This window comes from Brevibacillus brevis NBRC 100599, assembly GCF_000010165.1.
GTDB lineage: Bacteria > Bacillota > Bacilli > Brevibacillales > Brevibacillaceae > Brevibacillus > Brevibacillus brevis_D.
Map to the genome: position 1 here is coordinate 4,223,783 of NC_012491.1, position 12,197 is coordinate 4,235,979.

A 12,197-nucleotide genomic window follows, 5' to 3' on the forward strand; every position below is an offset into this window, starting at 1 on the left:
ATATGACATTCTGTAGTTTCATCGACGTATTCCCGTGGACGTCTTCTCCTACAGCGTGCTCCATCGCGCTTCTTGCCATCTCCAGATAGGCAACTCCCGGTAATACCCGCTGCCCTTTGACTACGTGATCCGCCAAGAAAAACTCTTCTCCTGTGAAGGTAGAGCTAAACCGTTGCTCGGAGAAAGTAGACGTGTTCTGATGCAGCATGGGATGGATCACGGATGCTGTGATGGTATTTGCCGCTCTCCTTGCAGCAATTGCTTTTGGTTCACTCTCCAGTACCCAATGGCGTTCCTTGGCAAAAGGATACGTGGGAAGTGGAATACGCGAATACTGATCGTTCGCAAACAGCTTGTCATAGTCTAATCCATATCCCTGCACAAACAATTCCGCGATCACAGATAGCTGCTCCAAATATTCGCTCGTCTGACTCGTTACATGTAGATTCTCGATGCTTTGATTTCCGTAGCGTTTCAAGGCGATTTGTTCACGATGATCTTTTTCATGTAACTCAGAAACATATGCCTGTGATGCTTTTCCTGTTTCCAGCCACTTTTTCAAAAGCTGGACAAGCTCGGCTGTATTTTGAACAAGGCAAGAGAAGCGGTGATGGAAATGCTTTCTGCCTACTAACAGCGTATAGCTGATATTTCCACAATCCGTCTCCGGTGCTTTTTCACAAAACGAAAGCAATTGGGCAACCTGCTGACGCAACTGTTCAAAAGTACGCGCCGACAGCACAAGTAAATAGCCCGGTTTTTTTGCATGATTCCGCTCTACCTGCGGCGCCTCTTCGATTACCATATGCGCATTCGTACCGCTGGCTCCGAAGGAACTGATCGCAGCACATCGTTTGGCTTGCGGCTCCACTGACCATTCCTGCAGGCTTTTATTGACATAAAAAGGGCTGTCTGCAAACTTAATGTTGGCATTCCCCTCTTCAAAATGCAGGGTTGGCGCGATTTTTTTGTGCTTCAATGACAAAAGGATTTTGATGACCCCTGCAACACCTGCTGCGATCTGGGTATGACCAATATTTGTCTTGATCGATCCAATCGCACAAAATTCTTTTTTATCCGTATAGGCTCGAAAGGCGCGGGTAAGTGCTTGATACTCAATCGGATCTCCCAGCTTGGTCCCTGTTCCATGCGCCTCGACCATTGTAATTTGCTCAGGATTGATGTCGAATGTATCATATACATTGCGTTCCAAGCGTTCCTGAGACTTCGCACTCGGTGCAGTAATCCCATTCGTCGTTCCATCCTGATTGATTCCCGAGCCTCGAATGACACCATAAATATGATCACCGCAAGCGATCGCTTCCGAGAGACGTTTCAGTACAACGACACCAGCGCCTTCCCCCGTCGCAAAACCATCTGCCCGCTCATCAAACGTGTGGCAGCGCCCTGTCGGTGACAGCATCCCTGCTCGCTTGGCAGACAAATAAAAGCCTGGCGTTGATTGAATGAAGACACCACCTGCCAATGCCATGTCGATCTCACCTGTCCGCAAGGCTTGACACGCCATATGAATCGCCACCAAGGAACTGGAGCAAGCCGTATCAATCGTGACAGCAGGTCCCTGCAAGTCCAGATGATAAGCAACCCGGGCAGGCACAATAGACTCCATATTTCCCCAGAAGGCTTGGGCAGGAGGATTCTCTCCCACGAGACGATCGTAATCACCTTTGGCGCATCCCGCGTAGACGCCGCATTGGATTCCTTGCACACCCTGACCCGCATAGCCAGCATCCTCCAACGCCTTCCAGGATTCCTCCAAAAAGAAGCGTTGCTGCGGGTCCATATAGTCAGCTTCCAAACCGGAGATATTGAAAAAAAGCGGATCAAACAAGTCAATATTTTCTACAAGCCCGCCGTATTGATAGCCCTCTGCCTCGTCCAAGCCGTACGCTGATAAATCCCAGCGAGTCACTTTCCGAAGCAAATCCGAGCCGTTCACCAAGTGATCCCATAAGTCGTCAGTGTTGCCAGATGAGGCGAACGTACCACTCATTCCAATAATCGCAATGGGTTCCGTGGGGGACGAAGCTTTTTCTGACACACTCCCTGTTTCCTCTGAAAGCACAGGTGCTGAAAGGACAGATGTCTCGGTCTGAATAGCAGGGACGGAATCTTCCCTCTGCTCGGATAGACTGATCTTCTGCCCTAACGCTTGAGCAATAACCTCTTTGTACGCAGACAAAATATAGCCTGTAAGTTGATTTACTGAACTGTAATCAAAAAGAATCGTCGTCTCAATTTCGATCATCAACGCTTGATTGATCTCTTGCACCAATCGAACGCCAAGAATCGAATCCAATCCATAATCTCTGAAAGGCTCTTCCACATCGATCGAATCAACATCGACTTCCAATGCGGTACCCAGCTTTTCAATAATCATATCCTTCACATAATCCGTCACCGTCTGCTCGGTCACTACAGATTGACTTGGAATGTTTTGCGGTGCAGGCTGCGAATAGACTTTTCCTTCTACTTTTGCCTGCTGTACAGTCTCGCGTACGATCGGCGAAACAGTCGAATCGATACGAACATCAGGGTGAAGGACGCCATCGCTTTTTCCAATGACAATCTGTTGTCCCAGATCATGCGCTTCCCGAGCTGGAAAAGAGATCGTGTGAAATCCTTCACTTTCCAGTACCGTTTGCCAACATGCCGGAGTTAAGGCAGGAGAACCAGGAATACGTACATCTGTATCTTCAGACAGCCACCAGCCCTCCAAAAGACCAAAGGTCAGATGAAGGAACAAGGAATTACTGCTAATCTCATTTAAAAGAACCAAACCGTTCTCTCGTAAAACAGCTTTGGTATGGCGCAAGGTTTTGCGAATATCTTTGGTGGCATGCAACACATTAGCCGCAATCACCAGATCGTAGTAGCCCTCTCGAACCCCTTGCTCCGCAAAAGACGCTTCCACATTAAAAATTTGATAGGTCAAATACGGAACATGCGGTCCATATTCCTTTTGTGCGAACATCAAAAATGCTTTGGAGATGTCGGTATAGCAATATTCTTCCATAAACGGCTGATAAGCCTTCAGCTTTTCAAACACAAACGTGCTCGTTCCGCCCGTCCCCGCCCCGATCTCTATGATGCGAATTTTTGCAGAAGGATCTTTTTTCACCCGTTCTTCCACATAGGCTGCGACTGTTTCCGCGAGCACTTCATTGTAGTGATCTGCCACCGGGTTATTTTTATAGATAGGTTGTACCAATTCCATAGAAGAGCCTGGAAACATGACATCTGTAGCAAGCTTCTTTCCTGTTACAATGAGCGGCAGAGATTTCATCGTGGCTTCCAGCAATCTGATCCGCACTTCCAGATTGGCATCTTCTCGCCATGCCACCTTACGTCGATCCCATTCTTCCCATACCGCTTCTACTTCGATCAAAGTCGGATTGACCACCAGGCATTGTTCTCCATCAAAGCCATCGAGATAGCCGTGACGGGCTAACATCGCCATGCTCTCTTCCAACCATTTTTCATAACGCTGAGGGAAGCTTGTTTTTGCCTTGAGGTCAGCGACATTCACGCTCGTGTCAGTAAACCAACCGATGGACTGCATTTGCGCCCATAACAGCTTGGCGAGAAGCTCGTCCATCTCCTTCCACAATTCGGGATGAGTATTGGGCAAGCGATTCTGTCTCTCGGATTTGGGCAGCCAATAGCGCTCCCCTCTAAATGGATAGGCGGGCAGAGGAACCCGGTTGTATCTGCCGTTTTTATAGAAAGAACTCCAATCCAGCTTGTATCCTTTTACAAATAAATCTGCAAGCGTGGACAGCTTTTCTTTCCTTGTCTGGTTGGATAGCGAACGGTTCTCTGCTACTTCTGCCATTAATTTTTCTCCGAACTCTTTCAAGCTCTTTTCTAGCCGCACGTCTGTTTCATCCTGGACAAAATAGTCAGCAGCTGCTCCTGTTTCCATTACTTCCGAGATTTTTTGCCGTAATTCATCTACGTCCTTGGCAATAAACATGCAACGATGCGAAAAATGACTTCTCCCTGTGAACAAGGTATAAGAAATATCTTGTTCGTGAAAACGTCCCGCTTCTTTTGCTAACCATTGGGACATTTCATCCAGTTTTTGCGTGAGAGCTGACTGGCTCTTGGCTGAAAACGGGAACAAGTAATAGGCTCCTGCTTGCTGATAGCCTGATTGCGGTTGTAGCGTAGGTGCTTCTTCCAAAATCAGATGACAATTGGTTCCGTTCGAGCCCAAAGCGCTCACACCTGCTCTTCGCGGAGTGGCATCACTCGTATTCCACTCCATGAGCTCCGTATTGATGAAAAAAGGACTCCCGGTCAATTTGATATGCTTATTGACTTCCTTGACGCTGATCGTCGGAGCGATCTTCTTATATTTCATCGCCATGACCACTTTAAACAAACTCGCCAGTCCCGACGTCATCGTGGTATGACCGATGTTGGGCTTATGTGAGCCAATCGCGCAAAATTGTACTTTATCCGTAAATGAACGAAACGCTTCAATCAATGCTTTCACTTCAATAGGGTCACCCAGCTGCGTGCCTGTCCCATGCGTTTCGATATAACTGATCGTCTCTGGATCAACCCCTGCATTTTCATAGGCATCCACAATCAATTCTTTTTGGGCAAGCATGCTCGGTGCGGTAATCCCGTTTGACTTTCCTGTCTGATTCACCGTTGAGCCCTTGATGATTGCATAAATATGGTCGCCGTCTTCCACTGCTTTCGCAACTGGTTTTAGTACGACCGCCCCAACGCCTTCTCCAAACACCATGCCATTTGCATCATTGTCAAAGGTGTTGCATGTTCCATCCGGTGAGACCACCCCCATTTTCGAGGACATCATAAAAAATTCAGGGGAGCTGTGAATCGCGACGCCGCCTGCAAGAGCCATTTCGGTTTCTCCCCTGCGAAGACTGTCGCAAGCCAAATGAATGGCTACCAAAGCAGAAGAACAAGCTGTATCTACAGCAAGACTGGGTCCCTTGAGATTTAAAAAATAGGAGAGTCTTGCTCCTAGCATCGACATTTCATTGCCTAGCATCGTTTGTGAAGAGACACCTTCGGCCAGCATGGATTTCTCTTGGTAGTCTGAACGACGCCCTCCAACAAACACACCTACTTTTCTCCCTGCTAACTGGTCAACCGAATATCCGCTATCTTCAAAAGCTTTATAGGATTCTTGCAGGAACAACCGTTGTTGGGGGTCCATACTTTTTGCTTCATCGGCGGAAATGTTGAAAAAGGATGCGTCAAATTGATCAATGTCCTTGAGAAGCCCACCGTAATATTGATCCGCTTCCCAACCGCTGCGTGTTATTTCCTCGATACAACTGTCGCCAGATGCTATATGCTCCCAAAACTCTTCCACTGAATTCGAGCCAGCAAATCTGCCTGCTATACCGATGATCGCAATATCAGAGTGGCGAATTTCGTTTTCGAAAACAGTTGGCGGGATTTGGCTGTCGTTTGCTGCTATCTCCGTTGCAAATTGCAGAGAGATATATTCCGCCAGCTCCCCCACCTCTGGATAATCAAAAATAACTTCTACGCCAAGATGAATCCCCAAGTCAGCATTGATCGCTTCTATTAATTCGACCGCCAATACAGAATGGATACCGAGCTCAATGAAGCTTTTATCAAAGTTCAAGGTTTCCACAGGTGTATCCAATAGCTGAGCCACGATTTTCCTTATCTTGCTCGCAATCGTTGATAAACCGCTATCGGACTGGGTACGGCTTGCTGACTGATATTTCTCGAAAATGTGCGCGGCTAGCAGCTTGGTATTCTCATGATCAAAAATGGCCTCAATCCCCAAGTCTATGCCTAGCTTCTCATTCAATATCTCTACCATTTCTACAGACAATACCGAGCTGATACCTAATTCCACAAAGCTTTTATCGAAATCCAAGGGATTCGTCGTAGCTTTTACTAAGTCGGTCATTACTTCTTTCACTATCGTTTCCACATCATGAAATGAATGAAAAAGTACCTTCATACTCGACTCCCCCCGATCTCTACACCGATTTCTCACCAACAGCCATGTAAAGCTGTCTGAGAATAGAATGTCCTTCCGTATTCAGCATGTTTCGCCATGCTACAGATAACTTACCCAACGCCTTGCTGGATAAATAACCGTCACGCACCAGCTGCACTGGAATGCCTACACCCTCCGACTTTAGAAACATTTCGTACCCGAGTAGCTCACTATGAGCGCCAATAACTTCGAAATCTATTTTTCCAAGTCCGCCTTGCTTGAGCACTGTTGGCAGTTCACGACCGATTTTTGGGTTGCCGCCTTCCGCATAGCGTGCCGCACAGTAGGCATCATACAGCTCTCTCAATTCTGGTACATGCGGGGTGGTCATAATGTGCATCTCGAAATCATTGTCGATGAATACGGCCCTGCCACCTGGCTTTAACAACCTCGCCACTTCACGAACCGCACCGACTGGGTCGGGTAAATGCTCCAATACGAGGCGCGTAATGGCAAAATCATAGGAATCGCTAGGTAAACCCGTTTCCATAATCGATCCCGCGACGATCTCAAATCGATCCGAATGCTTTTGCGTCAAATAGTTTCTGGAATAATCAACGAGAAGAGGATCAATCTCCAATCCCGTCACTCTGCCATTTGGAAACGCCTGCATGACCTTTTCCATCACGAATCCCGGGCCCGAGCCCAGCTCTATGACCGACATCCTATCTGTCAGACCAAACTCGATATAATGCTTCAGCTCTTTCTCCCAAAACAATTCCACCTGCGATTTCAAGCGTTCTATTTCTACCTCAACATTCGTTGCAATGTTTGCGATTTGATAAGAACCTTCCATGTTTTTCCTTACCTCCGCCGTTCAGATATCGATTTGTTTAAAAAAGCCAAAATCTCGCCAGCAACAGCTTCCCATTCAGGATCAAGCATCATATCATGACTGATATTTGGGAACAGAACGGGCTCGATTCCGTATGTTTTGCCAATTCGGCGCGTTGTTTTCTCCGAAATCATCCGATCCTGCTTAGAGCCGAGGACCAGCATCGGAGCTTTCGGACTGATGGTTTTGGGAACAATTTTTCCATTCATCTCGGTTCTTGCTTTCAGTGATTCAGGCTGCAAGAGCTTCACCCACTCGTCCTTTTTTTCCATCGGTAGCTCCTTGGAAAAAAAGACATTGGCAAGCAGTGAGGCATCTCTTTTTTCGTTATATGTAAACAGCTGCATAGCTTCTTTAAAGTTTTTGAACATCAATCGGAATAAGTCACGCATCCCGCCATGCGGAGGAATTGAGGCAACGAGAACGGTACCCGAGATGATATCTGGGTACTGATGCAAGATCTTTTGCGCGATGCCTCCGCCCATGGAGTGCCCGATCAGCACTGGCTTGTTTTTTAGACGCCCGATCACTTCAAGAACATCATCCGTGTAATCCTGTAGTGTATAAGTATGAAGATTGTCAAAGCCGTCACTTTCACCGTGTCCACGAAGGCTCACCGCATAAGAAGAAAAACCTTTGTCCGCAAAATAAGGAAGGAAGTTTTTTTCCCAACACCATGCTCCATGACATGCTCCATGCACAAAAAGAAGAGGCGCTTCGTTAGAAACGCCCTGCGGATGGTATTCTACTAGTTCTAGTTCCAAATTCATTTTCGCCGTTCCTTTCTTATTTGAGAGTCATTCCTTCTTTATTTGCTCGAACCTGTTAAGGCGTGGATACGCTGATTCAAGAGGTTGGCTGTCTCCTTGAGCAGCATTTCACCGATGAGATCAACATGACGGTCTCTCCAGTTTTCAAAAGCCGTTCCCTTCACCCACTGATTAAAAGAGCCTAACGCAGGTCCGCAGTAAATCTGATAATCCACTTTATAGCTTTCGGCTCCATCCAAGGCCCAGTCAAAACAGCGGTTAAAATACCATTTGAAAAGGAGCGCCATTTTGTATTTCGGCGTCCGTTCCGCTCTTTTCAGTTCCTGTGGCGGGCAAGTGATTTTCAGCTGTTCATACACTTCTTCAAAGCTGCGTTTAAAATACTTTTCCTGGAGCTGCTGCTTGGTTTTCTCATCGATTTCATCAAGCGAGTTGTATTGACGATAGAGGTCGTGCAATTTGTTCGCTCTCGCTGGAAAGAATAAGCCTTTTTTCAACACTTGAATTTTGGCTCCCATTTCAAACATTTCACCCGCTGGAGCGTACTCTGTGTCTTGAACATTGGCCAACTGCAACGAATCCTTCACCGACTCGCTGGTCGCCGCCTCCACTGTGCACTGGTTAATCGAACCTGTCACAATATAATCCGCCCCAAGCATGAAAGCGACCGCTGCAGCTTCCGGAGTTCCAATGCCGCCCGCAGCCCCTATTCTGATCGGCTTACGGTATCCATACTTGTGCATCATGTTATCTCGGAGCCTGATCATTGCAGGCATCAAAGCAGAAGCTACACCGTGATCGGTATTTCCGCCTGAATCGGCCTCCACCGTTAACTCATCCGCCATTGGGACTTCCCGTAACAGACTCGCTTCTTCCCTTGTAAGCTTTTGTTCTTGCAGCAATTTTTCTATCAAGTACTCAGGTGCGGGACTTAAAAAGGCTTCCGCTACCTCAGGCTGTGATACCTTGGCAAAAATTTTGTTTGCCGCCTCCACTTGCCCGTTCATCCCCCGGCTTAATCCCTTGGCCCGATAGATGATCAACGCAGGGGTAATCGCCATAAACCCAGAGGCTTCAATCACCCTCACTTGATAAGCCAGATACAGCTCGACAGTTTTTTCTTCCATGGACGGGTCACTTGGAAGATGTAACAAATTCATCCCATACGGCTCGCCTTGCTGTAGTTCACGTTGAATCTGTTGGATGGCTCGCTCGATTCTATCCAGCTGTAAGCCACCGCTCCCGAAAAAGCCCATCATCCCGGCTTTCCCCATTTTAATGACCAGCTTTTCCGAGGAAATTCCCTTGTACATCGCTCCTGCTAGATAGGGATATTTCAGATTGTAGTCCTGTTTAAATGACTGATCTCCCAGCGAAAAAGCGGTAATCTCTTTTGGCTGCTCCATGCTGTTTGCTCTCTCTTCCGCCTGTACGGTGAAAGCAACCGGCTTTGCCTCTTGCACCATGCTTTCTTTCTCTTCTTCCCCTTCTATGATCAGCGGCTCTGCTTCATTTCGGATCGTAGTAACTAACTTGGTCAACACAGTACCAGGGCCGACTTCTTCTATTTCGTTTTCCCCCACGGCCAGAAGATATCGAATGGTGTCATTCCACTTCACTGGGTGTGTAATTTGTTCAACCAAATTTCGTTTCACATCGCGCTGTTTATAGGGTCTCGCGTGAACATTGGAAATCACCGGAATGGTCATATCAGAAAACGCAAACTGATTCAAATAGTCCTCAAAGCTCATCTTCGCATCACTCATGTAACGGGAATGAAATGCTCCGCTCACCTTTAGCGGTATGTATACTTTTACGCCCGCTTCCTGAAAAACAGGGTTGGCACGCTCGATATCTTCTTTCCGACCCGCTATCACAAATTGGGAGGGAGAATTGTGATTGGCAATATCAATGCTGGTCAAATGATTTTCATGTAATACGCGTTCCACTTGCTCCAAAGTAAACCCAATCACAGCCGCCATTCCTCCACCGACGGCCAGACTCATCAACTCACCTCTTTTTTTCACCAAATGCAGCCCTGTTTCAAAATCAAACACCCCTGATGCAAAAAGCGCATTGTACTCACCCAGGCTGTGCCCCGCCACATAGTCAGGCTTTTTCCCGGTTTCCTTCACTTTCTTCAGGTAGCTAAGCGCATTGACCACATATAGAGCTGGCTGGGTAAATTGCGTTTTACCTAGTTGCTTGTCTGGATCATAGAGACATAGTTCTTTGATGGAATAACCTAATATCTGATCCGCTTTGGCTGTTATTTCTGGAAACTCATCAAAAAGAGAGCCCCCCATTCCTTTTATTTGGGAGCCCTGCCCTGGGAAAACATATGTGGTCATTTTTCTGCCTTCCTTTCTATTGGTTTTCAAACTTTTATTTGCGAAAAGCTGCTTGATGCGCTCTACATTTTCTCCGTCCTTTTTAAAAGGCGTGATGATGGAATGGCATTCTGACTGAGAATCTTGCCGCAAATTTCGCTTTGTAAAATTACTCAAATTGCCTGCTGGTCCCAAATCCAAATAGATGTAGCTTTGCTGCTTCTCCAGCCCTTGGACAGCTTTTGGAAGCTGCATTGGTTTTCTTACCACTTGCCAAAAGTAGTCAGCAGGTAGCTCCTTCATGATTTCACCATGAACACCCGATACAAAGGGAATCTGGGGAATTCCAAATGATTTCTGATTCAATACCTCGCGATAATGTGGTTCAGCCGGATCGATGTAAGAGGAGTGAAACGCATATGATACAGGTAGTCGTTGACAAATAATCCCTTTGCCTTTGACGTAATCCTCCATGCGTTGTAGCTGATGACTGCTCCCAGCAATGACAAAATGCGAATGAAAATTCACCGCGACCAGCTCACTATTTCGATGCAAGAATGGCTCTTGATCATACAAATCGGGATTGTGGAGAATCGCAAGCATACTCCCTTTCTGACAATACGCTTCGTAAAGGGTGGCTTGTTCAACCACGAGTTGCAGCAATTCTTCCACAGGCATGATTTCAGACACTGCCGCCGCCACAAACTCCCCCAAACTGCTCCCCAGACAATAGTCGGGCTTTATTCCGCTCTCCATGAGAACCTGGGCCAGAGCGTATTCCACCATAAAAATAGCAGGATGCGTATAAAGGGTGCGATCAAATATATCGTCTCGTCGCTTCGTGTCATCGTATAACTGGGCAAGGATAGACTCCCCGATCAGGGAATGTACCTTTTCATCTAACCGAAGCATCCATTTGCGAAAGACCGGGTTCTGATCAAAAAGGTCTTTCCCCATCTGATAGTACTGTGACCCTTGTCCAGAAAACATAAACACTACAGGCTTTTCCATGTATGATGCACCCCTTGTTTCTATGAAAGGTTTTTATAAAGAAAACTCCCCACAGCCTGGTCAATTGACCGCTTATGGGGAATTTTTATCCGTGATTTGTTATGGATTGTTCTATCTCCCGAAGTAGATTCTTTACTTCAGCAGCACTCCATTCTGTTTTTTTCGGATAGGTGATCGAACACACATAGTCACCTAGGATGTAAGAGGCAGTACGGTATTGAGGAAAGTTTTCAAATAGACTATACACAACCCCATCCCTTATCTCCACTTGGCTTATTTCATAGATATGAAAAGAAGTTGTTAAGCCAGTCTTCAAAACTTTGGATAACGCTTCCTTGACTGTCCAGAAAAGAGTGAGCGTCGTTTCATAGGAATAAGGCAAGCAGGACAACAAGCTACTCTCCTTCACAGTCATTTGCGTCTCCAGAACTTTATTTCTATCAACGCTAATTCTCTCCACATCAATCCCCATCGGTAGCTCCTCCGAAAAAGCAATAGCGGCTGCAAGATCATCACAGTGAGTGATACTCACTTGGAGATTGGCTGGATTCGGTAGGTTTACGACAGGATGATGAAAAATGCCCTGTTCAATCCATATTCGATCTAAACTGTCTTCTCCAGTCAAAAACGAAATGGCTCTTTTGGCGACATATCTCCCTGTCAGGTAGCTTTTTACTCTCCGTTCATACTCCAGATGAAAATAGTACTCGAATTCTCTTGGGTGCAGGAATTTTACTATTTTTAAAAAATCTACGGGAACAGAAAAGTAGCCCATGCATAAACTAGCACGAAACTCTCTATCTATCCCTTTGATAACGAATTCATTCGTAAAGGTCTGTGGAAATACATGCAATCCAATCTCCGCCTTCTCTCGTTCTACGACTATGCCAAAGGGCAGAGCTTCCCCGGTTCGTGGGTAAATAGTTCTACACACTACCATTTCTCCGTATGACCTCCCTCGTTCCTTTAACGTGCCGAAACATCGATTAAATTCCCTGAGAGATTTTACTTTCGATAAGAAGCTGATGTAGCTCACTTTTTCTATTTATACAGAATCTTTCAACAACCACATTTATTGCATAACGCGAAAGAATTGGATATATTTAGTATAATACCACAAATTTTGTGAATTCATCTACTCAATCATTCCCATTTTTTTGGAAAGCAATTAGCACTCCAGATACTTACGAATCCACTTCATAATGAAA

At 46.2% G+C, this 12,197-nt stretch carries 5 protein-coding genes (1 of these 5 cut by a window edge); all 5 read right to left on the reverse strand.

The features are described 5' to 3' along the window. Window positions 1-6,004 carry the 5' portion of an SDR family NAD(P)-dependent oxidoreductase gene (locus tag BBR47_RS19960; protein WP_015892241.1) on the reverse strand. The gene continues 2,210 nt to the left of window position 1, outside the view, so only the first 6,004 of its 8,214 coding nucleotides appear in the window; the start codon lies at window positions 6,002-6,004; the stop codon falls past the left edge of the window. Window positions 6,005-6,023: 19 nt separating this feature from the next. Continuing rightward, complete coding sequence (locus BBR47_RS19965; protein ID WP_041749536.1) at window positions 6,024-6,839, reverse strand: methyltransferase domain-containing protein; 816 nt, start codon at window positions 6,837-6,839, stop codon at window positions 6,024-6,026. Window positions 6,840-6,847: 8 nt separating this feature from the next. After that, window positions 6,848-7,648 carry an alpha/beta hydrolase gene (locus tag BBR47_RS19970; protein ID WP_015892243.1) on the reverse strand — a complete coding sequence of 267 codons (801 nt, stop codon included), beginning with the start codon at window positions 7,646-7,648 and terminating at the stop codon, window positions 6,848-6,850. 38 nt (window positions 7,649-7,686) lie between these two features. Then, a complete protein-coding gene (gene fabD, locus BBR47_RS19975) occupies window positions 7,687-10,989 on the reverse strand; it encodes an ACP S-malonyltransferase (RefSeq protein ID WP_015892244.1) in 3,303 nt (1,100 codons plus the stop codon). Window positions 10,990-11,074: 85 nt separating this feature from the next. Further along, window positions 11,075-11,929 (reverse strand): 4'-phosphopantetheinyl transferase family protein, encoded by an 855-nt coding sequence (locus BBR47_RS19980; protein WP_015892245.1) that lies wholly within the window; start codon window positions 11,927-11,929, stop codon window positions 11,075-11,077. Window positions 11,930-12,197: the final 268 nt, after the last annotated feature.

Coding starts and splice junctions, on each gene's coding strand:
- BBR47_RS19965 (WP_041749536.1), bottom strand. CDS start 6,839: ATGGAAGGTTCTTATCAAATCGCAAACATTGCAACGAATGTTGAGGTA.
- BBR47_RS19970 (WP_015892243.1), bottom strand. CDS start 7,648: ATGAATTTGGAACTAGAACTAGTAGAATACCATCCGCAGGGCGTTTCT.
- fabD (WP_015892244.1), bottom strand. CDS start 10,989: ATGGAAAAGCCTGTAGTGTTTATGTTTTCTGGACAAGGGTCACAGTAC.
- BBR47_RS19980 (WP_015892245.1), bottom strand. CDS start 11,929: ATGGTAGTGTGTAGAACTATTTACCCACGAACCGGGGAAGCTCTGCCC.